Below are 23,781 nucleotides of genomic sequence, written 5' to 3' on the forward strand. Positions count from 1 at the left end.
TTTATGGGGTAAAGATAAACGGCAATACGCTACTTCACTAAATATCTATCTTTAATAATGTTCAAATGATGAGTCTCATGGCCTGCAATGATATAAGCCAGCGCATTAACCGTAATTTCCGATCCGTTAGATACTCCGAAGCGATGCCATGCCGCTTCCGATAAGCCGCGCAGCAGCGTAAGCGTTGCTCGGCGCACGGAAATGTAATCCTCGATAATTTGGGAGAACGTCCAGTCTTGGAAGGTAGAGCCGCTCATAAATTCATCCTGATCATAGCCGGCAAGCGGCGTTTTGTCGCCGCGCGCTGCTCGAAGCAAGCGGTAGCTCATCACGCGTTCGTTGTCCGTTATATGGCCGATGACCTCTTTCAGCGACCATTTTCCTTCCGCATAGCGGTAGTCAGCTTGCGCTTCAGGAATATCCGAGAGCAATTCGGTTGTACTTGCCAGTTGCTGTTCAAGAATTTCCGTTACCGAGCCTTCGCCTACCAGTCCAATATATTGCTCATGGTAAGGCATATATTCTTCCTTTGATGGTCGTTGCTGCATGCGCATAGCCTCCCTCTCATTTTGAAGATTATAGCACAGGTTCTTCCAAAATAAATTGCTATTATTTCCAGCTACATAGAGCGCTTCTTCTCCCGGTATTGACCCGGCGTAATCCCCTCCTGCTTGCGGAAGGAGCGAATAAAGTTTTGCGGGTTGTTGTAGCGCAGCTTAGCCGCGATATCCTTGATTGGCAGCTCGCTTTCCGTCAGCCATTTTTTAGCCATTTTGAACCGGTACATCGAAAAATATTCGCTAAAGGAGTAGTTCGTTTCCTTGCGGAAAACGCTGCTCAAATAGTTCGCGTTATAGTGAAGGCTGGCCTGCACATGAAGGTAGCTTGCAATCTGCTGCTGGAGATGTTCGGTTAGCGCGTATTTGGCATTGTGAAAAGCATCCAGATCAGATTCCGTGCTGCCGATGATCGTGACGATCGTTTGATCCATGATAACGGGCGCAAGCCGCTGTTCAAAAGGGATAAGCTCCTCGATATATTATGGACTGCAGAGATGGAGTCGCTGATGTAAAGAAAAAGCTCTGCGGCTGTTGCAGCCGCAGAGCTTTATTTGGATATAGGGATCATCCGCTGCCGATTTACATGCTGGATGTGACTGATTATGATCAAAGCACCTGCTCCAAAAACCGCGCTGCGCGCTCGCTTTGCGGCTGCGTGAAAAACTGCTCGGGCTTTGTCCGTTCAACCAGCTTGCCGTCATCGAGGAAATAGATCGTATCCGCCGCTTCGCGGGCGAATTTCATCTCATGCGTCACGATCAGCATCGTCATGCCGCTGTCGGCAAGGCTGCGAATAACGTTCAGCACTTCCTTTACCATCTCGGGATCGAGCGCCGAGGTCGGCTCATCGAACAGCATAATGTCCGGCTCCATGGCAAGGCTGCGGGCGATCGCCACCCGCTGCTTTTGCCCGCCGGATAAGCGTGAAGGATAGCTGTCTGCTTTGTCTGAGAGCCCAACGCGAGCAAGCAGCTCCTTCGCTTTGGAGCGGGCTTCCTCGGTAGTCAATCCTTTTACCTGGGTTGGCGCAAACGTAATGTTATCGATGACCGTCATATGCGGGAACAGGTGAAAATGCTGGAACACCATGCCGATCCGCTGGCGGACCTTTGCAATGTCCGTTTTTGGGTCCGTAATGGACGTGCCGTCGATCGTAATCGTGCCGGAGGTTGGTGTCTCCAGCATATTCAAGCAACGAAGGAAGGTGGATTTGCCTGAGCCGGATGGTCCGATCAGCGCAACGACCTCTCCTCGTTCTACTGTAGTGGTAATGCCTTTTAGCACTTGGTTTTTGCCGAAGGATTTCGTTAAGTCGGTAACATTAATCACTGCGACGCAGCCTCCTTTCAAGCTTACGGGCAAACGAAGTTAAGATAAGGACTAGCACATAATAAATAGCTGCAATAAACAAGAGAACCTCTAGCGATCTAAATGTATCGGAGCGTACAACGTCTGCACGCCGCATCAAATCGGCTACGCCAATGACGGATACGAGCGACGATTCTTTGAGCAAAGCGATACATTCATTCACGAGCGCCGGCAAAATCGTACGAAGCGCCTGCGGGAAAATAATGCGCAGCATCATGGTCCGATAAGGAATGCCGAGCGCGATGGCAGCCTCGCGCTGCCCTTTGTCCACGGCCATAATGCCGCCGCGAATCGTTTCGGATAAATAAGCAGATGAGTTAAGGCCGAAAGCAAGGCCGGCGGCCAATAACGCAGGAATGTCATAATTGAAAATCTGCGGTGTCGCGTAATAAATAATCATCAGCTGTATAAGCAGCGGCGTGCCGCGGAATACAGACGTATAGGCAGTCGCGAACCATTCGAGCGGCTTAACGCCGGATATTTTGAACAATGACAAAACCGTTCCCCACACCAGTCCAAAAAGCGCCGAAACAAGTGTAAAGAGCAAAGTTACATATACGCCTTTCAGAATATAGGGAATGTAGCCCTTAAGGATGCTGAAGTCGATGTTGAGCAGGGAAGCGGACTTATCCTTGCCGTCAGGAAACCATTTCTCCACGATTTTATCGAGCTCGCCTTTTTGCTTCATTTCGGCAAGCACGCCGTTAAACTCGCTTACGATGGCCGATTGCTTTGGAAATGCGATGGCATAGCCGTTTTCCGCAGATTCTGCTGGCAGGAAATTCATCACTAGATCCGGGTTAAGGCTAGTCATCTCAATCGCTACGGCGTCCTCAACGATCGCTGCATCGATGCGGCCGGAGTTAAGCTCTTGGATGAGATCGGGAATTTTATTGAGTTTTTTGAGAACGGCGCCTTCAATGGTTTCCGCATATAGATCCTGCGTGGAGCCTAGCTGGGTGCCGATTTTTTTGCCGGAGAGCGACTCTTCCGTTTCGAGCGGCGCAGATTTTTTAGATACGATCGTATTACGGGCTGCGTAATAGCTGTCTGAGAAATCGATGCTCTTCTTTCGCTCATCCGTAGCGGACATTGCGGACATCACAAAGTCGACGCGGCCGGTTTGCAGCGCGGCAATAAGACCATTGAAATCCATGTTTGCGATTTCCAGTTCATAACCGAGCTGGCTGGTGATATACTTGGCTATATCGATATCCAAGCCGACGATTTTGCCGCTATTTTTAGCGTCAACGCTCTCGTAAGGGGGATAATCGGCTGAGGTGCCCATGATGAGCTTCTTTTTCTGCCCGGCACTCGCCGTATTAGATGCGCTTTCTGCGCTTACGGAATTAGAGCCGTCTGCTCCCATGGGAAAGACTTGTCCAAGGGCAAGAAACAGAATCGTTGCGGTTATGAGTGATAAATAAATGATTTTTAGCTTTTTTCGATTCATGTCGTCCTCTTTCTTCTTCTGTAATTGTCTTTGGTGACTGCAACATTAGAAAGTATAGGGTGTTCGCTATCCTTTGTAAATAACCAACTATTGAGGGTTTGTAACATTTTCGTAATTTGGTTATTCGTAACTTAGTGAGAATAACTGTTATAATATCCAGATAGAACGAAATCTATTTTAGATGAATATAGCTTCGGGGCGAAACGGTGCTCTTCGCAAGCCGTATTGGATGATAGCTAATAAGGAAGGGAGGTGAATACATTGTTCGAACTCGAGCTGCATGACGTCATACCGTATTTGATTTCGATTAGTCTCCTTTGTTCCTTGGCCTATGCTTATGCTTCTCACTTGCATACAGGTGCTTATGAGTATTGGGAGCGAAACCAAGTCATCAGTGTTTTATATATTTCGCTGCCGCAAGTTCTGATTCATGCCGTTCCGCTGCATCACTGGCTCGCCAGGAAGGTGAAGCGAAAGGAATCACCCGATGACGACATAGCAGATTGCTCCGCCTCGTTTGCTCAGAAACTTTCAAACAAACGAGGAGGATTTTTATGCAAAAGAGCAATGTATTCCCTTCATTAAAATATGGACGTGTGTTATTGGCCGGCATGATGCTGGCAGTTTTACTATTGGTAAGCGGATGTAGTACGGCTAGCGGTACGATTGACGGCAGCACGCCAGGGATATTTAACCACTATGTGATTTACCCGCTATCAACGGTGCTTCAATATCTCGCCGATATGTTCGGCGGTAATTACGGCTTCGCGATTATTGGCATTACGCTTATTATCAGACTTATTTTGCTGCCGCTTATGATGCGCCAGTATCGCTCGCAAAATCAAATGAAAACGAAGATGGCTGCTCTTCAGCCGGAATTGAAGCAGCTCCAAGATAAATACAAAAGCAAAACGGATGCCGCTTCCAAACAGAAGCTGCAGCAGGAAACGATGCAGCTGTACCAGAAGCATCAGGTAAATCCGCTTGCGATTGGCTGTTTGCCGATGCTCATCCAAATGCCGATATTAATGGGTCTCTATTCTGCGATCAAGCTGACTCCGGAGCTGGCGGATCATTCCTTCCTTTGGTTTAAGCTTGGCTCGCCTGATATTGTGCTTCCTATTGTTGCGGCGCTCGTTTACTTTGTCCAATTCAAGGTGTCGCAAACGGCACAGCCGAACGCTAATGCCGCACAGCAGAAGCAGCTTGCTTTCATGGGCTACTTATCCCCGATTCTAATGGGTGTGTTTGCATTGTCAGCGCCTGCAGCTATCTCGCTTTACTGGGTAACAGGCGGTTTGTTCATGATTGCGCAATCCTACCTAGCCAAAAGAGTGTACTCGCCGAAGGTGGAGGTTGCGCTTAAAGGCAGCGTTTAAAAGGAGACGATCAGATGTCAGTCGGTGTATTGGCCCATTTATTCGGAAGCTTGCCCTATAAGGAGCTTGCTCCAAAAGTAGCGGCAAGCGGCTTCAGCCATGTGCAGCTTGCTTTATGGAAGGCAATTAGCGACGTTAATTTCAGCAAGCCCGGCAACTTAAGTCCGGGCCTTGCAAATGCAATCGGCGAGCAATTCGATAAGAACGGCGTAGCGATATCGGTGCTTGGCTGCTACGTGCATTTGTTCGATCGCAACGAGGAGGTTCGCCGCGCTAACGTGAACCGATTCAAGGAGCTTCTGCGCTATGCCAAGTTTTTTGGAGCGCCTATGGTTGCAGCGGAAACGGGGCGGAATGAAGGAGACGATTACACCGAACGTGACTGGTCAGTCATGAAAGCCACGCTTGAGGAGCTTGCCTGGGAAGCCGAGAAATGGGGCGTCTTTGTTGGCTTAGAAGCGGCGCACGGCCATTTGATTGGATCTGCCCCCGAGCTTGCCCGCATGCTGGAGGAGGTTCCATCCTCCAATATCGGTGTCGTGATTGATCCCGGCAATCTGCTGACGGCCGCTAATTTTGCAGAGCAGGACCATGTCATTGAGGAAGCATTCGAGCTGCTGGGCAGCCGCATCATTGCGGCTCACGCGAAGGATCGTATTCTTCAAGACAGCGGCGAGCTTGCAACCGTTACGGCTGGGCTTGGGCAGATGAATTATGAGCTGTATATGAAGCTTCTTAATCAATATAAGCCGCATGTACACATCATTATGGAGGAAGCGAAGGAGCATCAAATGGCACAGTCGAAAGCCTATATAGATGGGATTCGCGGACGGGTGTAAAAAGCAAAAACAGTAGACCGAGGGGGGACCTGGGGCTGCTGTTTTTTTTGTTTTTGAGGATGTAATGGCAAGATTGCTTGTTTAATGATTAAGCGTTGCTTGGAATATGTTGAAGCAGATCAATCAGTTTTGTTTTTGAATCGGCGGGGATAGTTCCTCTTAAAACATCATTTTTTGTTTTGATCTCTAATGAAAGCTTATTTTCGAAACGGTTAGATTCCTCTAAATGATACTGTACAATATCGTGCCAAGGCGTCAGCTTGGTATTCAAATATATTCCGTCATGCCCAATCGAAAACGTTATTTTATCGCGAGAGATGATTAGCGTAAGAAATAAAAGATAACCAAATGCAAACCAGTGTTTATGAATAATCTCGCTTACGCCAAAGAAAAATAGCAGCCATAATGCTGTAATAGCAGCTGTGTAAGCGAGCACTAGTATAACTAGCTTCATGTTGGTTATAAACAAAGTGTGATGATGAATATGTACGATATAATTGGAATTTTTGTTCATCTGATATTGTTTAAATTCATAGTACAAGCAGGAAAGAAGCACTAAACCGCTGAAAATATTTAGGCATAATGTGAATGTGAAAGCGATATTCAATCAGAACGCACCTCGTCTATTACTCCTAAAATGATTAATTAGGTTTTTTCTTGTTAAATGTCTTTGTCCTGCTATAGCCATTAAATTGAATTTTTTCAAGCGCTTGCTTGGATGTTTGGACTTTCATCTTCTTCAAAATGCTGCTTACTTGATTTTTGACAGTGCTTTCAGCTTTGTGCAAAGTCCGGGTAATGCTTATTTGAGTGAAGCCTTGCTCAAGCAGTTCGAAAATTTCCCTCTCGGATGGTGATAACTGATGAAGAATAGCATCTTTTTTCAACTTTGCGTAATCATCCAGCAGTACTTCGATTGAATTGCCATTAAGTACGACAGTTCGAATGATGTGGGATAATTCGTAATAATTAGCTCGGGGCATACAATGCACAGCGCCAGCGCCAAATGCTTTTAAAATGTTTTCTTTATTTAAATCCTCTGTCATAAGGATTATTTTTGTAGGCTGAATGACGTTCATTTCGATAGATAGTTCGATTCCATCAAACTTATTTTTTGAACTATAGTCGTTCATAAGTACAATGTCAGCAAACGGGAATAGCTTTAAGGCACTTTCCTTATCGTCAACGTAACCGATAATTCGAAAATTTTCTACAAGAGATAAGTGATTGTGAATACACTCCTGCCATACTGGATCATCTTCTACAATTAGAATACGTATTAGCTGCATGAAGTCACTCCTTGTTTATTCTAGGACTACCCATACTGTGGATTCAGGGACTTATTTCCTGCATATAGATAAATTATATGGAAATTGATAGGTCGCAAGCAACGAAAAGAAGATTAGTATTTTCCGAAGATGGATTTGCGTGAATGAAATGAAAAGATAAATTATTTAGAAATTCGTTCTATTTATTTGATCATATACACAGTACTAAGAATTATAGGACTTGTATACTTTGGGTTAGTTGGTATAAATTACTTTTAGGTGCTGGTTAAACTTTAAGCATAACTGTTTCAAAAATCAATTAACATTTGGGGGGAAATGATGCCTGAAGCACAGCTGCAAAATATTTTTTTGACACTAGCAGATGTTGACCAAGAGCAAATGAATATTTACCATCAGCTTTCTTCATTCTCAGGTACAGTCAAAGAAGAGCTTGTCCCGGATTTGTCCCTCGCCGATTTAAGGGCGAAGAGACAAAGCAACAGCCAATTACTGCATGTTGCCAAGGACGAATTAAACGTATTGCGATCAACGCTATCCATTCCTTATTTTATTATCATTGCGGATCAGGATGGGGATGCGATTGAGATGTTATGCTCGTCCGGCATGCTTCATTTCTTGCAAGGCAAAGGTATTATGCCGGGTCTTTCTTTTTCAATGGCTAAAAAAGGGATCAATGCTATATCGTTATCAATAGAGCTGGAAAAACCGACTGTCGTTCGCGGTAAAGAGCATCATATTCAACTGCTCAGAGAATGGAATTGCGTATGCGTGCCTATCGTCCTTAATAATAAAAATAGGGCCTACATAAAGCTGGCTTTTAATTTAAAATATGATATTGATTTCGCGGTATCAGTAATGATGCAGGTGAAGAAAAATATAGAGCGGGAGTTGCTGTCGAATTGCCCGAGCAAGATGAAGGAGATCACCTATTTATGCTTCAACAAGTATGGACTGTCTATGCGAGAGAAGGAAGCGGCTTATGGTTGGTTTTTGAACCACAGCACGCTTAGAATAGCAGGCGACATGGGCATTACGGAAGGTAGTGTCCGTAACATTATTAAAAAGGTATATACTAAAACACAAGTGAATGACAAAGGGCAATTCATCTGGAAATTCAACTCGCTTGTAAGCCATAAATAAAAAAGCGGATACTTCTCCAAGAGCCGACTTCTAAATATAGCTGGATTTATGAGCAGCGATCTATTCCCTAAAATAAATGGGATAGATCGCTGCTTGCTGTTTTTTTGCTCTAATCGTGCAAATTTAGTTTTCGCAGAACAAGACGGATAATTTTTTCCCTATGCGTAATTATCTGAGCCTCCGCAATCATTCCCTCTTTAAGCTTAAGCTCATTGCCAAGCTTATCGACAAATGGTTCGGAAAGCAGAGTGGATTCTACTAAATAATAGTTATTCCCTGTATCCAGATCTACATTTAGGCTAGGACTGATCCATGTGATTTTTCCTTTTAGATGCCCATTGTCTTTAGAAGGATAGGCGAGGATATTGTATTTAACCGCTTGTCCCTTGATGATCTGTCCTATATTTTGGTTTTGAATGTAAATATCCATTTGAAAACCTGATTGAAGATCAGGAACGATAGTAAGCAATGTATTTCCGGGCTGAATGATATCCCCTTCCGCTATTGCTTGTGCTTCGTTCACAACACCAGACATAGGGGCCGAAATCGTTCTTTGGCTAATGCTGATATCGACTTGCTCTTTTTCACTGAGCAGCGCTTCGGTTTGCTGCTTCAACGCAATGATCTGATCATTGATTTCTAAATATAATTGCTGACTCGCAAGATCATACTCATCAAGCTTCAATTGTTGTGTTTCTATTTCTTTTCGGAGCGCAAGCTTAAAAGCATTTGTATAATTTTGTTGCTCCAGCTGGACTTTGATAACAGGGTCGGTACTGCTTTCATCCGGGTTTGTTCTCGCGTTTTGCTTATGGGCATCCATTGCATCTTCTAATTGCAAATGCTGCTGCTCTTTTTTAGTATTGAATTCTTCGTACCTAAAATAATACACGGATTTCTCTGGAAGCAGATTTTTACCCAGATCAACGGATTTCTCCAACAGAACGAGATGATCTAATTCTTTCTGCGCCTTTTGCTTGCTGTTAAAAATTGTGTTTTGTGACACTTTCCATTTCAAGAGCTTGTCCTCGGAAGATAATGAGGCTGTTGTGGTTTCTCCGGCTTTCTCTAGCTTAGAAATTTCTTTCTCGAAAGCGAGCAATTCTTCTAGTTCAGCATGTTTCTTGTTATATTTTTCTGTTAATCTGTCCTGTTCAACAAGCATGTTGCCCATATCTAGGATGAGCAGTGTTTCTCCTTTTTCGACATATTGTCCGCGTTTGTATTTAATTTCCGCTACCTCGCCCATAAGCATACTCGAAACCGTGCTTATCGTTCTGTTTTGTTTCACGACCGATTGTGCTTTGACTACAATATCAACCTCTCCGTAACATGCCCATAATAAAGCGCTAATCAGTAATCCCATTATGATGAATACAAACCATCCAATGAAAGCCGGGCTTTTTGATTCAATGATTTCGCGACTGTCTGAAATGTTGTTCCATTCATATATTTGTGTTCTCAATCAGCTCACCCCGTATGTAACAGCCTTCTCCAAGAAGGATGATCCACTTTCATCTAGTTGATCACGCCATAAAGAATAGTACTTTCCTTTTTGCTCGAGCAGCTCTTTATGATTGCCGAACTCTAATATTTTGCCTTCTCCCATAACGTAAATTCTGTCACAACGCATAATGGTGCTGAGTCTATGGGCAATAATAAGGGTTGTTGTATTTTCCATGCGGTTGATAACGTCAGAAACGGCACGCTCGGTCGTCGTGTCAAGATTGCTTGTTGCTTCGTCTAAAATAAGAATATCCGGATTTTTCAGCAATGCGCGCGTAATTGCTAAGCGCTGCCTTTGCCCGCCAGATAAATTAAATGCGTTTTCCTCAAGCATTGTATCGTAACGCAGCGGAAGCTTGTTAATAAACTCATGTGTTTGTGCTAACTTAGATGCTTCTATCACCCGTTCCATTGGCGTGTTGGTCTCATCTACCCCGAGCATTAGATTTTCCAGCACTGTACCGCTAAAGAAGAATGTTTCTTGAGAAATGTACGAAATTCTATTGCGCAGCACATCCATATTGATATCGAGAATATTGTTGTCATCAATGGAGATTTCGCCTTTATCCATCTCGTACAAACGCAGCAGCAATTTTACTAGAGTCGTTTTGCCGGAGCCGCTTTCACCAACGAAAGCAATTTTTTCGCCTTTACGGACCTTTAAAGATATATCTTTCAAGATTAATTCCCGTGTTCCATAACGAAAATCGATATTTTTGTACTCAATATCGCCATGCAGCGACTCGGCCATGATCTTCTTTTCTTCATTTTCATTTTTCTCGGGCTGTAAATCCAATACTTCTCCTAGCCGCTCCGCAGCTACTATCGCGGTTTGCACGGAGGATTGCATATTTATTAGATTTTGTATCGGATCTAGAAAATAGACTAGCAGTGCGTTAAAGGTGATAAGCTGCCCCATGGTCAGTTCTCCCTTCAATACCTGCACGGCGCCAATCCATAAAATAACGATGCCTCCAACCGTTTGAAGAAGCCCTTTCATCGTTCCTTGGATATTATTCCAGAAACCAAGCTTAAATATATTTTTTAGCAGGACAATAAATTTCTTTTCGGTTTGAAAATCTGCTTTTTTCTCGGCGGTGTATGCCTTTAAAGTCTCGACGCCATTTATAGTCTCTACCAGATAGGAGGTTAAAGTCGCGCTGCTTTCCATTTGGTTGCGGTTCATGCGCTCGAACGGTTTGTGAAAAAGCCATACGGTAATGACATAAAGAGGTATTAGTGTAAAGGTGACTCCGAATAAAAACGAGCTTTGCATATACAAAATGATTCCGCCCGTTATAACCATTAGCACATCGATCATGATGGTTAGCGCCGCTCCCGAAATCGCTTCACGCACTTTGGAGGCATCCATAAGCCTGGCTATAATTTCTCCGGTCTGCCTCGAGGAGAAGAAATGCATAGGCAGCTTAAGCACGTGGCGGTAATATCCGAGAATGAGCGCGATATCAAGCTTTTGGCTGAGCTTTAATAGAAGATAGCTGCGAAAGAGGGTCAAAATAATTTTAAATACGGCTAGCGCTATAACGCCAATGGATATAACGTGCAGCGTCTTCTCCATAGCATAAGGGAGAATCTCATCAAGCAGCATCTTAAAATAGAAAGCTCCTAGTATCCCTACTAAGGTGTAAAGCATGGAGACGAAAAAGATTAAAACCAGCGTTTTGCGATGGGGCAGCAATAGAGAGAAAAATCGACCGAATGATCCTTTTGTATTGCCGCTCTTGTCTAACGACTGGGATGGAACCATTAAAATTAAAATGCCAGTCCACACGTTAAAAAACTGCTCGGGCGTATATTTCATAATCCCTTGAGCGGGATCGGCTACGATAATTGTATTTTTGGAGACGCTATGTATGACGACGTAATGCAGCAGGCTCTGATCCAATACGATGTGTGCAATAGCTGGAAGAGGGAACTGCTGAAAGAAATTTTCTTTAGTGCCCCTAATGGCTTTGGCAGAGAAGCCAAGCCGTTCAGCTGCCTTCACCATCCCGAATACGTTCGTCCCCTTTTTGTCGGTTCCGGCAACCTCGCGAATTTTTGTTAACGACGTTTTCATTCCATGCTGCTTTAGAACGGTCGCCAAACAGGCGGCGCCACATTCTTTCATATCCGTTTGTTTAACACAGGAGTATTTTTTGAATGTAAAAATAGGACTCCCCCCTCTCTATCAAGCCTATTATATGCTAAAAAGATTGTCGTATTAATATCCCAAATAGGATACCGGAATCACCTAATTTACATACAATTATAGATATTGTTACCAGCAACTAACTGATGCAATACTAGATTTATGAAAGGAGGTGGACGTACATAATGAAGATAGATGAGATGGTTATTGGTTTCGCATACGAGGAGCTTTCTGAAGATGAAATGATGGAAGCGGACGGCGGAGCATGGGCTACTGTCGCAACGATTACAACTCTTCCTTGCTCCGTTGGGGCGGGTATTGGGGTAATTGGCGTAACGATTTGGTGGACAATTACAAAGTAGTCGTTCGCAGCACTCAAAATACATTTTAGGAGCTGGAATACATGGAGCAAATTACTATGGTTGGCGCAGCATTTGAAGATTTAACTGAAAGTGAAATGATGGAAGTTGATGGTGGAGCCGCTTGGACTTCCGTGCTGACTTCCACTACACTTGCGTGTATTGGCGCGAGCATCGTGATCGGCGGAGCCGTTTCGCTCACGCTTACCGTGACCATTTGCAAATAGGATTCGACAGGGACGGCTTCAATGCCGTCCCTGCTTGCTTTCCATTACCACCTAGTTCAATCAATTTGGAGGCGTACTTAATGACGACGAAGCTAAGAAGCATTATCGATACTCGACCTTTTTTGAATGCGTTGACGATAAGCGAGCGAAAGGAACTATTCAAAGGCTGCGGTATAACTAACAATGAATATGCACGATTAGACGAATGGGTCAGCACACGCGGATTAGGTAAGGAAAAAGAGTTTCTTGAAATGCTGGCTGACTCGGGGCAAACCAAAACACAATTCAATCAGGGCTTCGCTAGTTTGGATGATGCCGTTGAAATCGATCCTTCGGATGAACTCTCGAAGCATGAATGGTTCAAGCAATTTACAGCCGCAATGAATGACTATTACGAACAGAAGGATGCTTATGAGCAGAAGATACAGGTTTTTGATTTTAGCTTGAGCATTTCTCCGTTTCTTATTTGGTCTGGAAATGAACTTTCTGCTGCGATAAAACAACTGCGTACGATTAAAATCGAGCCCGCGGCGTTGCAAACCATTTTAGAAAAAATTGCGAATTCCCTCGTTCAAATCAGCAGCAAGACTATGGTGTGGGATCTACATCAATATAAAACGACCCATGTGATTGAGGGTGAGGATTCAGCGCAGCGATTTGTTGACTTTATTCGCAAACGGTTTGTGGATCAAGATAATCTCATTCAGTTCTATGCAAAATATCCGGTGCTGGCAAGAAGAATTACAATGAAATGCTCATTTCTGATCACGTATTTTAAAGAAGTGTTGGGTAATCTGGACAACCATTTTTACGAGGTTTCGGAAGCGCTGCAATTTGATCCTCAACATAATGTCATTACGAGTCTTAGCTGTGATCAGGGTGACACGCATCAACAGGCAAGATTTGTAGTAAAGATTCTTCTGGGTGAAGCTACGACCATTATTTATAAACCAAGAAATTTAAGAATTCAACAGAGGTTTGCGCAGTTCGCCGAGTGGTTCAATGACAGCAGCGATTTGCTTGATATGCGAGTGAATCAGGCTTTCTATGGCGACAAGTTTACCTTTGAACAATTCATTTCATATAAGGAATGTGCAACGGAAGAAGAGGTGCAGCGATTCTACAAGCGTTTTGGCCAGCTCTGCGCGCTTATTTATATTTTAAGAGGAAACGATATTCACTTTGAAAATATAATTGCTTGCTCTCAATATCCGATAATCATTGATTTGGAGACGTTATTCCAGCAGCAATCACACGCTCTGAATTTCGGGGATGATGCGCTAAGCGCTGCTTTCATTGAATGCATTGAGTCCGTGGCCGGCACGGGGCTGTTGCCTATCGTCGCCTTCGCCAAGAGCGATAGCAAAGGAATTGACATTAGCGGGCTGAACGGCGATACACAGGTTTTACCTTATAAGCTGCTTGGTTTAGTTGACTCTAGCAAGGACACGATGCGATACGATTACCAAGAGGTTGTGCTTAAAGGCGGAAGCAATATCGTTCAGCTAAATGGTAAGAAGATAAACTACGCGGATTATAAAATGCACATTCTTGAAGGTTTCGAACGAACGATGGCATTCATTCAACGCAACAAGAGGGAATTGATAGATGAGGTGCTGCCTCTGTTTAAGGGAACGGCTATTCGGCATTTGCTTAAAGCAACCCAGAACTATGCAAAGCTAAATGAGTTTTCCTCACACCCTAACTATACCTCTGACATGCTGCGCATGGAGCGGCTATTCTTTAACTCATGGGGCTTTAATTACAGAGATAAGCGCGGCGTGCCATATGAAATCATCGATCTTTTAAATGATGATATTCCGATTTTTTATGGCGAGGCTGACAGCAAAGATTTGATAAGCAGTACAGGGGTAAGGATTGCAAATTATTTTAAAGAGAGTACTTACGATATGGTAAGCCGACTTATAGAAAATTTAACTGATGATGAAGTGGTAAAGCAGGTTACGCATATGAAAGTAACCTTCGGCATGCATGATGGCACAACGGATACTGGGCAGTGTCTAAATGACAAGCCTGCCGTGTACGAGCACGGGCTTGATGTTTTTGGGGCAGACGCAGAACTGCTCTTAAAAGAAGCTGATAAAATCGCCGAAGTTATTATGAAAGAAGCCATTTTTGGGCCGGACGGCAAAACGCTAAACTGGAACAATGTGCTTTATGACGATATACATCATTGCTGGAAAATGAGGCCGCTCGACGGAGGTTTGTATCAAGGTTTACCGGGTATTTTATTATTTTTATACGCCTTAGATAAGATTAATGGGCAGAACAAGTATTCAGATGCCATTCAGCTTCTTATACATTCAATTGTCAGCTCGCCACTCTCGGACAAGGGATTATCTGCGTATTATGACAGTGTATCCGCTTTGTTCCCTCTTGCGGTAATGTATGCTGATAATCGCAGCCCGGAAATTCATGAACATATTTTGCGCTTTTCAACTTACTTGCGAGACAACCAGCAGCTCATCCAGTATAACGATTGGATCAGCGGCCACGCAGGAATTGTGAAGCTAATGATTGTTTTGCACAAGCTACTGGGAGAACAGCTGTTTTTGGATATAGCGGAGGTTTCTGTTGGTTGTATCATGGACAAATTATCAATAGACCAAATCGCTGAGGAAAAAAGCGGCATGGCGCATGGTATAGTCGGCATGGCTAGTGCGCTTCTCGCTTATGTTGAGGTTGCACCGACCCAGAAGGGTAAAGATTACACCAACGAACTTCTAAACGTAGTTCAATCTCGTCTAAGAGAAGAAAACGGCACATCTACTTCCTGGTGCAATGGCATAGTAGGAATAGGCAACGCGCTTTCGGCACAGTTGCAAATAGCAGATATTCCTCTTAGGGAACAACTGATATCTCGGATGGTTAAACAAATATCGTCAGGTTTAAAGCAAGAGGATAGTTTGTGCCATGGAAACATGGGGGATTTGGAGTTTTTGCTCAACGTTTACGAGACAAGCCCGGATGCTGAAGTGAAGCAACTGATTAATGAAAAAATATCAGCTATTTGGGCGGAAGCAGAGCGGCGGCCTGGCTATCAATTTCGGACGGTGCCTGGCTATACGACAGTGGGATTATTCACAGGAATTACAGGTATTGGCTATACTATGCTGAGATTGTATAATAGTAAAAAGGTTCCAGACGTGCTCAACCTGGAGTTATCGGTTTAGAGGAGGTGCTTGTCTTGAACGATGTTGTATTATTTTTAATTACCTATATCCTTGGAACAATTCCTGTATTGTTCATATGGGTCCTTATTCATGAATTGGGTCATGCCCTTGGCGCATGGTTGGTCGGCTTTAGGGTCTCCTCCTTTTCGGTGGGCCCTTTTTTCCTTGTTTTACAAGACGGAAAGTACCATTTCCGATATGTGAAGCATACCCGTAAATCTTATTTTGGCAGAGTTCATCCGCTGATCCACGGTATTCATAACGACAAACAATATCATTCGTTAAGGGGAAAGGTAGCTTTAGTAGCTATTGCGGGGCCTTTGTTGGAATGGGCAAGCATTATCGCCTTTATTCTGCTTAGCCGCTATATACCGAATCAGACCATTGCCGTCACGTTGCTAACGATTGTAATAAGCTTTTCCATTCTCACATTGCTGGGCAGTTCAGAGATTGCTGCTGCTGTCCAAATGTTCATGGGACATGAATTGTTGCTTGCAGGACATATCTATATATGGTCCATTTACAGCAATGATTCTGACAAGGAGTCCAATCGTTTCATTGTAACTAAGCTGCTTCAGCAAGCGGAGCAGTTGGAGCAACTTCGGGAAACGAAAAAGACAAAGGGCTATTTGTCGTATTGTCACATTATGTTGGAGCTTTACTTGGCTGATTATATTCAAGCGCTGCCTGCTTCACTAGAGAAATCTCTGGCTAAGTTTATTAGAGAGCTAAACGACAAGCCGGCCGAAAAAAAAGTAAAACAGGAACAGCTAGCGTTATCCTATCTCTTCATTACTTATCGGATTGTGTCTGGAGCCGATAAACAAAAAGCGGAACAATGGTTTTATAGTCTGGAAAAACGGTATCAAGCGACTAGTGAGGATGCCGTCTATCAGCATAAGCGGGCGAGGCATTTCATCGGTATAGTTGATGAATTATCGGAGCTTAACAACAGGACTTACATTCCCCCGTTTTTCTATTGCGAGACAGGTTACGAGAATCTGAATCGTAGAATCAATAATCGGTCTAGTGTATCTATATAACCATCCAAAAAACAGGACCGTCCACCCCGCAAAGAAACTTAAAGGGGAGGACGGTCCTGTTTGCTCATGAATTACAGCACATTCAAATGCGGAATGACAAGCCCGCCATAAGCGAATGCGATCACAATGACAATGGCTGGGTGGATCTTGCGGAATTGCATCGCCCAGAAGGCGACGGCGGCAATAATAAGCGATTGGATGATTCCGATAGATTGGACGGAGCTCTCTGCCATTTGCCAAGTTAGCAGCAGCATCATAATGGCAATGACCGGCTGAACGAGCAGGGTCATCCCTTTTACGACGGGGGATTGACGATGCTTCTGCAGCACCTTTAGCAGTAGGATCAGCGCTACTGCTGACGGGACGATGGTTGCCGCCAAAGCGACGACGGAGCCGATCCAGCCCCCAACATCGTAGCCGACAAAAGCGGCGATTTTTGTTGCGATTGGACCAGGGAGCGCGTTGCCGAGGGCGAGTATATTCGAGAATTCGACCGGCGTCGTCCACTCATGGTTGGTCACGATTTCCCGGTACATGAGCGGGATGGATGCGGGACCGCCGCCGTAGCCGAGCACGTTAGCGATAAAGAAACCGATGACAAGATTAATCCATTCCACGCGTTACACCCTCCTTCTGCTCTGCGCCGCGCTGCTGCTTCTGTTGTTTTCTGCGCTGAAGGGCTGCGACCGTTCTAAGATGAAAGGCGCCATAACCTAGAAATAAAAGGATGACGATAGCGGGATGAATATGAATGCCTTGCAGCAAACCGAATGCGATGGCAAAGAAGCCGAAACCAACGTATTTGCCGAGTCCTTTGACGGCCCGCTCGCCAAATTCGTACGCCATCATGCCAAGCATAACGGCGATAACGGGTGTGACCGCGCCGATCATTCCCTGAATGAAGGCGGCGCTGCTAAGAAACTGGACGGTCGTAAGCAGCAAGATCATTGCAATTCCCGACGGGACAATATGGGCTAGAACGGACACGATGGCACCCAGCGTACCTTTCTCCCTATAACCTAGATATGCCGCGATCTTTGTTGCGATAGGCCCTGGCAGAGCATTGGCTAGCGCAAGTATTTCGCCGAATTCCTCATCTTCTATCCATTTGTAATTGGTAACCGCCTCGTAACGTATAAGCGGAATAACGGACGGGCCTCCGCCGTAGCCGATAATGCCTGTCTTCATCATCGCCCACGACAGCTGCATGTAGCGGTTGCTCATGATTTTGCTCGCCATACGCTACAACCTCATTCCCATACGGCTCTTATAACGATTAATAAGGACCTGGCAGTCTACGCTCATAATGCCTGGCAAGGTGTACAGCTTATCCTTCAGAAAATGCTCCATCTCCTGGTTGTTGCGAAAAAGACCATGCATATGCAATTTGCTCGGTCCAGTCATGTGATAGAGGCTTGTGACGAACGGCTCTGTTGAAAGCTGGTCAGCAACGGCGTGCAAATGCTTAGGCTCCACCTCCACATTAAAAAATGCCGAGACATGAATGCCGATTCGCTCGGGGTTAATAACGGCTGTAAAGCGTTCAATTACGCCGCCATCCATCAGCGCATTAATTCGGGATTGAACGGCTACTCGCGATAAACCGATCTCTTTTGCCAAGTCTGTGTAAGATATTCTTCCATTAATATTGAGTTCAGCTATAATTTTACGATCGATATCGTCAATTTCAACCGTAGAGGTCTCATCGGCTGGTTTCATCTGCATGTGTATATCAGCTCCAATTTCATTTGGTGTAAATTCAAGATGTCTTGTAATATCATCATTTAATTACCATATGTATAAATATATACACAATTCCATTCGTTTTCAATACAATAAATAAAAAATAATTACATTTTAGTTGCCTATCATCTGTTTAGGTGGTATTTTAAATTCATATAAGATGTTATGTTATCTATCATCTAATTCGTTAATTTGCGAGATTCGTTCAAAATGAAAATATTTTTGGGAGTGATAGCCGTGAATCAGTCCGTAATCGGAACAAAAGCAATGGTCGTAAGTCCTCATTATTTAGCTACTGCGGCTGGTGCGCGTATTTTGGAGCAAGGCGGCAGCGCCTTTGACGCGGCTGTCGCTGTCAGCGCCTGCCTTGCAGTCGTTTATCCGCATATGACGAGTCTCGGAGGAGATTCTTTTTGGCTTACTTATGAACATACGGAAGGCAAAGTGCGCGGCTATAACGCAAGCGGCAGATCAGGCTATAATGCGAGCGTCGGCGCGTATGCAGGACTGGCGGCGATACCCAATCGGGGCATTGGCAGCATCGTCACGGTGCCGGGAATGGTAGACGGCTGGGATGCGGTTCACCGCGAGTACGGTCGATTGGAATGGGCGAAGGTGCTTGCTCCCGCTATTGAATATGCCGAGAATGGTTTTCCGATGTCGAAGGATCAATATCACAATACGGTTCATAATGAGGCGGTGCTCGCACGGACGCTTGAAACGGCTGATATTTATTTGCCTGGCGGCCAAGCGGTTAAGACCGGGGAGCGTTTCAAGCAGCCTGCGCTAGCGAAGACGCTGCGCCGTTTAGCTGAATTTGGGCGCGATGAATTTTATAAGGGAGAGACTGCGAAGGAGATAACGAATTTCCTCGGGAAAAATGACGGGCTTCTGACAGCGGATGATTTTGCCGATCACCATGGCGATTGGGTGACACCGGTCGAGGGCTCGTACCGAGGTTATACGCTACATCAGATGCCGCCGAACTCACAGGGCTTCTCCGGCATTATGGCGCTTCATATATTAGAGCAGTTTAAGCTGGGCGAGATCGCACATGGCTCGCATGATTATTACCAGCTTTGCATTGAGGCGCTTAAGCTGAGCTTCCGTGACCGGAATAAATATTTATCCGATCCGGCATTTACGAACGTGCCGCTTGAGCGGCTTCTGGACAAAAGCTATGCGGCAAGCCTAGCGGCTTCTATTGAAATAAACCGCGCCTCATCGGAAAAATCCGAGGTGCTCGGCAGCGATACCGCTTATGCGGCGGTCGTGGACGCGGACGGCAACTCGGTCTCTTTTATCCAAAGCTTGTATTTTGAATTCGGTTCCGGGGTCGTCGCCGGCAATACGGGTGTTTTATTGCAAAATCGCGGCTCGTTCTTCTCGCTGGATCCCGGTCATGTAAACAGCTTGAAGCCGGCCAAAAGAACGTTTCACACGCTCATGCCGGCTATGGCGTGCAGGGACGGCAAGCCTGCCGTGCTTTACGGGACGCAGGGCGGGGAAGGGCAGCCGCAAACGCAGACGGCGATTTTTACGCGGATGATCGATTACGGCATGGACCCGCAGCAGGCGATTAACGAGCCGAGGTGGGTGTGGGGCCGAACATGGGGAGAGCCTACGCAGGAGTTGAAAATAGAAGGGCGTGTCTCCGCCGAAGTATTGGACTCGCTGGCAGAGGCTGGTCATACCGTGCGGAAGGTCAAAGATTTTGACGGCATTATGGGGCATGCCCATGCGATATTGCGTGACGAGCAGGGTTTCCTGCAAGGCGGGTCGGACCCGCGCTGCGATGGCGCAGCAATAGGCTGGTAGATGAGTGAAGTGGAGGCAGGGATGTAGATGAAGCATAACTGGAACGCGTATGCGAATGAAAAAGTAGTCGCAATGCCGTATGCAGAAGGCAGCTTGAGCGGCAAAACATTTGCAGTTAAAGATGTATTCGACATTGCAGGCCACACGCCGAGCGCCGGCAATCCGGATTGGCTTCGAACGCATGAACCGTCGGAGAGGCATGCAGCGGTTGTAGATAAGCTGCTTGGCAGCGGCGCGAAGCTGATAGGAACGACGATGACCGATGAGCTCATGTATAGCATTAATGGAGAGAACGCACATTACGGCACTCCCGTGAATCCGAAAGCATTAGGACGAATTCCGGGCGGCTCCTCAAGCGGCTCGGCGGTTGCGGTATCGGCGGGGTTAGCTGATTTTGCAATTGGTACGGATACAGGCGGTTCGGTTCGCGTGCCCTCCGCTTATTGCGGCATTTACGGAATAAGGCCGAGTCATGGGGCTGTTGCTGTGAAAGGGCTCATTCCGCTTGCGCCAAGCTTTGACACGGTAGGCTGGATGGCCGGGGATGCGAAGACGCTGCTTGATGTGGGCCGTGTGCTGCTGGATTCGCAAGGGAGCGGGGAAGCAGGTTTCCCGCGAATAGTATTTGCCCAAGATTTATGGTCCTTAACCGATGAGTTTTCATTTGCTGCTGCTTCGCGTTATTTTCAGGCTTTGCGTGAACTTGCGGATCAGCATGAGGATACCGTTGTTGCTCCAAACGGGTTGCGGGAATGGATGAACGCCTTTCGCACGATTCAAGGGCTGGAAATTTGGCGGGAGCATCAGGATTGGATTACACGCGAGAAGCCTTCCTTCGGGCCGGGCATTGCCGAGCGATTTGCATGGGCAAGCACGCTTAAGCTTGAAGAAAGCGGTGCGGCTTATATCCTTCGAGAAGAGATTCGGATAAGAATGGATGAGCTTCTTGGCGAGAATACGGTGATCGTTGCGCCGACCGTGCCTGCAATTGCGCCGCCGCTTCATATGGCGGGCCCTGAGGTCGAGCGGAGAAGGGTGCAAACGCTCGAAATGAGCTGTGTTGCCGGACTTGCAGGACTGCCTCAGGTAACGGTTCCGATTGCGGGCGAGCAGGGTTATCCCATTGGCCTTTCTTTTATCGCAGGACGCAATCAAGATATAAGGCTGCTCGAATGGGTAGCCGGGCATGTCGCAGCACGAATCAAACCATTGAGCGAATGAGAAGGAGTCTAAAACGATGAAAGTATCATCCGTAAAAGTGAATGGAAGGGAGCTTGCCGCGCTGCCTAGCGCGAATGGGCTTGTATTAATGGAGACGATTAATGAAGCAGAAGCGGCGAGTTGGAGCACGGAGCTGTTTGAGCTTATTCGCCTCGGCGAGCTGGAGCCTTTAACCGGTTGGTATGAGGGCGGCGGCAAGGATAAGCTAGAGCAATTGGCAGCTATTCCTTATGGGCGGGCGGAATATATGCCTTTGTACCGCCAGCCGCGCAAAATATGGGGCATTGGCATGAACTATGTGCAGCATGCGGAGGAGCTTGCAGCCATTGATCCGAATGACGAGCCGGTTAGCTTTATGAAGCCGGATACGACGATTATCGGTCCGCTGGATGCGATACGTATCCCTGCGGATGTCGGGAAAATAACGGCGGAAGCTGAGCTTGGGATTATCATCGGCAAGACCTGCAAAAATATAACGGAGGCTGAGGTGTACGATGTAATTGCGGGTTATACGACGACGATTGATGTAACGGCGTCCGATATTCACGCCAGACATCAACGTTACTTAACAAGAGCCAAGAGTTTTGATACCTTCTTCAGCTTCGGGCCGCAGCTGATTACGAAGGATGAATTTCCTGATCCGCTTGCCATTCAAGTCGAGACAGCCATTAACGGCGAGGTTGCGCATCGGAACAAAGTGTTTAATATGAGGTTCCGGCCTTATTTTGCCGTAGCATTTCATTCTAAGGTCATGACTTTGCTGCCAGGCGATATTATTATGACCGGCACGCCGGGTGCAGTCGTTATTCGTGATGGCGACATTGTAGAGTGCCGCATTGACGGTTTCGAAACTTTGCTTAATCCTGTCAGGGATTGAGGCTAAAGGCTAGACGCGCAGCGGGAAGCAGTCGGTTTCTCTTTTGAGAAACGGCTGCTTCTTTGTGTTAGGTATTTGCCTGCTCTTGAGGCTTGCTTGCATGGCGGAAAACTGCTATAAATAAGTAAGTAAATAAATAGTTGTTTGGAGGAGAGACGATGATCAACGTATTTCCCGCTGCTACGCGGCATATGGCCGATCTCGGCTGGCTGCGCAGCCAGCCAAGCTTCTCATTTGGGGCGTATTACGATCCGGATCGAACGGGCTTTAGTGTCATGCGTGTATGCAATGATGATTATTTGACACCGGGAAGAGGCTTTGGCGCTCACCCGCACAGCGATATGGAGATTGTGTCCATCGTATTAAACGGTCAAATTAGGCATGAGGATAATTTGGGCAACGCTGTCGTATCCTCGTTTGGCGAGGTTCAGCGCATGTCGGCAGGTACCGGCGTCATCCATACCGAGTTTAATGCTTCAGAGGTTGAAGAGCTGCGGCTGCTTCAGCTATGGTTTATGCCAAAAGAGCGAGGCCTCGCGCCATCCTATGAAGCGAGCCGGTTCGATACGGGTAAGCTGCATAACGCGCTGCTCCCTGTCGTTTCCGATAAGCCTCTAGAGCAGGTAGCTTCGATTGGGCAAAATATGACGATCTATTTGAGTAAATTAGAGCAGGGGAAGCAGCTTGATTACGCAGTAGAAGAGGGTCGCAAGCAATTTTTATATATCATTGAGGGGCAGCTTCAGACGGAAGGCGAAACGTTGGCGGCAGGAGATACGGCGCAGATTGAAGCTGCGGACGGGCTCAAGCTTTTTGCTGAGGAGCATGCCTTTTTTATGCTTATCGATTTGCCGTAATGAGCTTTCGAAGTAAGTTTGCATTCGCAAACTTTAAGCACACGCTTTCGAAGTAAGTTTGCATTCGCAAACTTTTAAGGAGGATTGAGATGAAACAAACGTTTCTTGTTAAGCATGCGGTGGGCGGGCGGATGTTTATTGATTCGAATAAGCAGGATGTTCCGTATACGCTCGTTCCGGAGGGGAATGGCTGGAGGTTCACGGTCAATTTGCCATGGAGTGCGGAGATCGAGGAGCTGTTGGCGCATAAGGAAGAGCTGAACGTGTTTGTTTTTAAGGAATATGATGATCAGCCTACGCTAAAAACCTGGTATTACGTCAAAGACGGTCCGGTCGAATACGACGCAGCAAAGAGCAGCCTGACGATTGTAGCGGATTCGCGCATTGAATATTACCCGCATGAATATTCCGTTTAAATAGTCTAGGGGAACCAATGTTGGAGAAGGCGGCTAGGATTCAGTTGTAGTTTTAGAGGATCTAGGCCCAACAGAATCCTTCTGCACCTTCAAAGCATTGGCTACGTTGCAGTTAATACAACAGGACCCCTCGCTCCTTGCTAACTTTCTGGCTAGGATGTAGTTAGTGCAGCAGAATCACCTGTTTACACGCTAATTCCCGCCTTGGCTGCTATTTCTGCTGCAAAGCTGCAACGTAGCTCACTGCGTTCCATTCCATATGAAACAGACCCTTAGCAGTGAGGCTGCTAGGGTCTGTTTTTGTTTCGCCGCCAAGCAGCGTCATTAGACGTTAATGATC

General features: G+C 46.0%; 22 protein-coding genes and 1 pseudogene. 12 read left to right on the forward strand and 11 right to left on the reverse strand.

All coding sequences use genetic code 11. The features are described from left to right. Nucleotides 1-29 precede the first annotated feature (29 nt). From ADU23_RS10065 to ADU23_RS10080, 4 genes and pseudogenes are all read right to left on the reverse strand, one after another. Nucleotides 30-548, reverse strand: coding sequence for a DinB family protein (locus ADU23_RS10065; RefSeq protein ID WP_053373622.1), 519 nt, complete (start codon nucleotides 546-548; stop codon nucleotides 30-32). Nucleotides 549-619: 71 nt separating this feature from the next. Next, nucleotides 620-865 (reverse strand): annotated as a pseudogene (locus ADU23_RS10070) (helix-turn-helix domain-containing protein); the annotation flags it as partial. A 301-nt stretch (nucleotides 866-1,166) separates the two neighbouring features. Continuing rightward, nucleotides 1,167-1,889, reverse strand: coding sequence for an amino acid ABC transporter ATP-binding protein (locus ADU23_RS10075; RefSeq protein WP_053373624.1), 723 nt, complete (start codon nucleotides 1,887-1,889; stop codon nucleotides 1,167-1,169). After that, nucleotides 1,882-3,381 (reverse strand): ABC transporter substrate-binding protein/permease, encoded by a 1,500-nt coding sequence (locus ADU23_RS10080; RefSeq protein WP_053373625.1) that lies wholly within the window; start codon nucleotides 3,379-3,381, stop codon nucleotides 1,882-1,884. Before ADU23_RS10080 ends, ADU23_RS10075 begins: the two co-directional genes overlap by 8 nt. Before the next feature lie 554 nt (nucleotides 3,382-3,935). Here ADU23_RS10080 and yidC point away from each other — a divergent pair. Both yidC and ADU23_RS10095 read left to right on the forward strand, forming a co-directional pair. Beyond that, on the forward strand, nucleotides 3,936-4,760 hold the full coding sequence (gene yidC / locus ADU23_RS10090; protein ID WP_053373627.1) for a membrane protein insertase YidC: 825 nt from the start codon (nucleotides 3,936-3,938) through the stop codon (nucleotides 4,758-4,760). Between the two features lie 14 nt (nucleotides 4,761-4,774). Further along, on the forward strand, nucleotides 4,775-5,599 hold the full coding sequence (locus tag ADU23_RS10095; protein ID WP_053373628.1) for a sugar phosphate isomerase/epimerase family protein: 825 nt from the start codon (nucleotides 4,775-4,777) through the stop codon (nucleotides 5,597-5,599). Nucleotides 5,600-5,687: 88 nt separating this feature from the next. On the opposite strand, the gene ADU23_RS10100 is transcribed toward ADU23_RS10095, so the two are convergent. Both ADU23_RS10100 and ADU23_RS10105 read right to left on the reverse strand, forming a co-directional pair. Further along, nucleotides 5,688-6,206, reverse strand: coding sequence for a DUF5673 domain-containing protein (locus tag ADU23_RS10100; protein ID WP_053373629.1), 519 nt, complete (start codon nucleotides 6,204-6,206; stop codon nucleotides 5,688-5,690). Between the two features lie 34 nt (nucleotides 6,207-6,240). Next, a complete protein-coding gene (locus ADU23_RS10105) occupies nucleotides 6,241-6,888 on the reverse strand; it encodes a response regulator transcription factor (RefSeq protein ID WP_053373630.1) in 648 nt (215 codons plus the stop codon). Nucleotides 6,889-7,206: 318 nt separating this feature from the next. Here ADU23_RS10105 and ADU23_RS10110 point away from each other — a divergent pair, with 318 nt between their 5' ends. Further along, entirely contained in the window at nucleotides 7,207-8,028 is an 822-nt protein-coding gene (locus ADU23_RS10110) for a helix-turn-helix transcriptional regulator (RefSeq protein WP_053373631.1), read from the forward strand. A 109-nt stretch (nucleotides 8,029-8,137) separates the two neighbouring features. Here ADU23_RS10110 and ADU23_RS10115 read toward each other — a convergent pair whose 3' ends face one another. Continuing rightward, a complete protein-coding gene (locus tag ADU23_RS10115; RefSeq protein ID WP_053373632.1) occupies nucleotides 8,138-9,493 on the reverse strand; it encodes an HlyD family efflux transporter periplasmic adaptor subunit in 1,356 nt (451 codons plus the stop codon). Continuing rightward, nucleotides 9,494-11,707, reverse strand: coding sequence for a peptidase domain-containing ABC transporter (locus tag ADU23_RS10120; RefSeq protein ID WP_197286143.1), 2,214 nt, complete (start codon nucleotides 11,705-11,707; stop codon nucleotides 9,494-9,496). Nucleotides 11,708-11,871: 164 nt separating this feature from the next. On the opposite strand from ADU23_RS10120, the gene ADU23_RS32725 reads away from it, so the two are divergent. The 4 genes from ADU23_RS32725 (at nucleotide 11,872) to ADU23_RS10135 (ending at nucleotide 16,509) form a co-directional block, all read left to right on the forward strand. After that, complete coding sequence (locus ADU23_RS32725; protein WP_157265709.1) at nucleotides 11,872-12,048, forward strand: hypothetical protein; 177 nt, start codon at nucleotides 11,872-11,874, stop codon at nucleotides 12,046-12,048. A gap of 41 nt (nucleotides 12,049-12,089) precedes the next feature. Next, nucleotides 12,090-12,272 (forward strand): hypothetical protein, encoded by a 183-nt coding sequence (locus ADU23_RS10125; protein WP_053373634.1) that lies wholly within the window; start codon nucleotides 12,090-12,092, stop codon nucleotides 12,270-12,272. An 80-nt stretch (nucleotides 12,273-12,352) separates the two neighbouring features. Then, nucleotides 12,353-15,466 carry a type 2 lanthipeptide synthetase LanM family protein gene (locus ADU23_RS10130; RefSeq protein WP_053373635.1) on the forward strand — a complete coding sequence of 1,038 codons (3,114 nt, stop codon included), beginning with the start codon at nucleotides 12,353-12,355 and terminating at the stop codon, nucleotides 15,464-15,466. Nucleotides 15,467-15,480: 14 nt separating this feature from the next. After that, nucleotides 15,481-16,509, forward strand: coding sequence for a M50 family metallopeptidase (locus tag ADU23_RS10135; RefSeq protein ID WP_053373636.1), 1,029 nt, complete (start codon nucleotides 15,481-15,483; stop codon nucleotides 16,507-16,509). 71 nt (nucleotides 16,510-16,580) lie between these two features. On the opposite strand, the gene ADU23_RS10140 is transcribed toward ADU23_RS10135, so the two are convergent. Genes ADU23_RS10140 through ADU23_RS10150 form a run of 3 tightly spaced genes read right to left on the reverse strand, consistent with a single transcriptional unit; the run spans nucleotide 16,581 to nucleotide 18,234 of the window. Then, nucleotides 16,581-17,126, reverse strand: coding sequence for a chromate transporter (locus ADU23_RS10140; RefSeq protein WP_053373637.1), 546 nt, complete (start codon nucleotides 17,124-17,126; stop codon nucleotides 16,581-16,583). After that, nucleotides 17,113-17,748, reverse strand: coding sequence for a chromate transporter (locus tag ADU23_RS10145; protein ID WP_269433069.1), 636 nt, complete (start codon nucleotides 17,746-17,748; stop codon nucleotides 17,113-17,115). Before ADU23_RS10145 ends, ADU23_RS10140 begins: the two co-directional genes overlap by 14 nt. Nucleotides 17,749-17,751: 3 nt before the next feature. After that, complete coding sequence (locus ADU23_RS10150) at nucleotides 17,752-18,234, reverse strand: Lrp/AsnC family transcriptional regulator (RefSeq protein WP_053373638.1); 483 nt, start codon at nucleotides 18,232-18,234, stop codon at nucleotides 17,752-17,754. A 228-nt stretch (nucleotides 18,235-18,462) separates the two neighbouring features. Here ADU23_RS10150 and ggt point away from each other — a divergent pair, with 228 nt between their 5' ends. The 5 genes from ggt to ADU23_RS10175 all read left to right on the forward strand — a co-directional run bounded on the left by ggt (nucleotide 18,463) and on the right by ADU23_RS10175 (nucleotide 23,441). Next, nucleotides 18,463-20,070 (forward strand): gamma-glutamyltransferase, encoded by a 1,608-nt coding sequence (gene ggt, locus ADU23_RS10155; protein ID WP_197286055.1) that lies wholly within the window; start codon nucleotides 18,463-18,465, stop codon nucleotides 20,068-20,070. 27 nt (nucleotides 20,071-20,097) lie between these two features. Then, entirely contained in the window at nucleotides 20,098-21,291 is a 1,194-nt protein-coding gene (locus tag ADU23_RS10160) for an amidase (RefSeq protein WP_053373639.1), read from the forward strand. 16 nt (nucleotides 21,292-21,307) lie between these two features. After that, a complete protein-coding gene (locus ADU23_RS10165) occupies nucleotides 21,308-22,168 on the forward strand; it encodes a fumarylacetoacetate hydrolase family protein (RefSeq protein ID WP_053373640.1) in 861 nt (286 codons plus the stop codon). A 158-nt stretch (nucleotides 22,169-22,326) separates the two neighbouring features. Then, nucleotides 22,327-23,025 carry a pirin family protein gene (locus ADU23_RS10170; RefSeq protein ID WP_053373641.1) on the forward strand — a complete coding sequence of 233 codons (699 nt, stop codon included), beginning with the start codon at nucleotides 22,327-22,329 and terminating at the stop codon, nucleotides 23,023-23,025. Nucleotides 23,026-23,114: 89 nt separating this feature from the next. After that, nucleotides 23,115-23,441 carry a hypothetical protein gene (locus ADU23_RS10175; RefSeq protein ID WP_053373642.1) on the forward strand — a complete coding sequence of 109 codons (327 nt, stop codon included), beginning with the start codon at nucleotides 23,115-23,117 and terminating at the stop codon, nucleotides 23,439-23,441. Nucleotides 23,442-23,781 lie beyond the last annotated feature (340 nt).

The organism is Paenibacillus sp. FJAT-27812, assembly GCF_001273905.1.
GTDB lineage: Bacteria > Bacillota > Bacilli > Paenibacillales > Paenibacillaceae > Pristimantibacillus.

Coding starts and splice junctions, on each gene's coding strand:
- ADU23_RS10110 (WP_053373631.1), top strand. CDS start 7,207: ATGCCTGAAGCACAGCTGCAAAATATTTTTTTGACACTAGCAGATGTT.
- ggt (WP_197286055.1), top strand. CDS start 18,463: ATGAAAATATTTTTGGGAGTGATAGCCGTGAATCAGTCCGTAATCGGA.
- ADU23_RS10165 (WP_053373640.1), top strand. CDS start 21,308: ATGAAAGTATCATCCGTAAAAGTGAATGGAAGGGAGCTTGCCGCGCTG.
- ADU23_RS10095 (WP_053373628.1), top strand. CDS start 4,775: ATGTCAGTCGGTGTATTGGCCCATTTATTCGGAAGCTTGCCCTATAAG.
- ADU23_RS10065 (WP_053373622.1), bottom strand. CDS start 548: ATGCAGCAACGACCATCAAAGGAAGAATATATGCCTTACCATGAGCAA.
- ADU23_RS10125 (WP_053373634.1), top strand. CDS start 12,090: ATGGAGCAAATTACTATGGTTGGCGCAGCATTTGAAGATTTAACTGAA.
- ADU23_RS10145 (WP_269433069.1), bottom strand. CDS start 17,748: ATGGCGAGCAAAATCATGAGCAACCGCTACATGCAGCTGTCGTGGGCG.
- ADU23_RS10150 (WP_053373638.1), bottom strand. CDS start 18,234: ATGCAGATGAAACCAGCCGATGAGACCTCTACGGTTGAAATTGACGAT.
- yidC (WP_053373627.1), top strand. CDS start 3,936: ATGCAAAAGAGCAATGTATTCCCTTCATTAAAATATGGACGTGTGTTA.
- ADU23_RS10105 (WP_053373630.1), bottom strand. CDS start 6,888: ATGCAGCTAATACGTATTCTAATTGTAGAAGATGATCCAGTATGGCAG.
- ADU23_RS10175 (WP_053373642.1), top strand. CDS start 23,115: ATGAAACAAACGTTTCTTGTTAAGCATGCGGTGGGCGGGCGGATGTTT.
- ADU23_RS10160 (WP_053373639.1), top strand. CDS start 20,098: ATGAAGCATAACTGGAACGCGTATGCGAATGAAAAAGTAGTCGCAATG.
- ADU23_RS10170 (WP_053373641.1), top strand. CDS start 22,327: ATGATCAACGTATTTCCCGCTGCTACGCGGCATATGGCCGATCTCGGC.
- ADU23_RS10130 (WP_053373635.1), top strand. CDS start 12,353: ATGACGACGAAGCTAAGAAGCATTATCGATACTCGACCTTTTTTGAAT.
- ADU23_RS32725 (WP_157265709.1), top strand. CDS start 11,872: ATGAAGATAGATGAGATGGTTATTGGTTTCGCATACGAGGAGCTTTCT.
- ADU23_RS10080 (WP_053373625.1), bottom strand. CDS start 3,381: ATGAATCGAAAAAAGCTAAAAATCATTTATTTATCACTCATAACCGCA.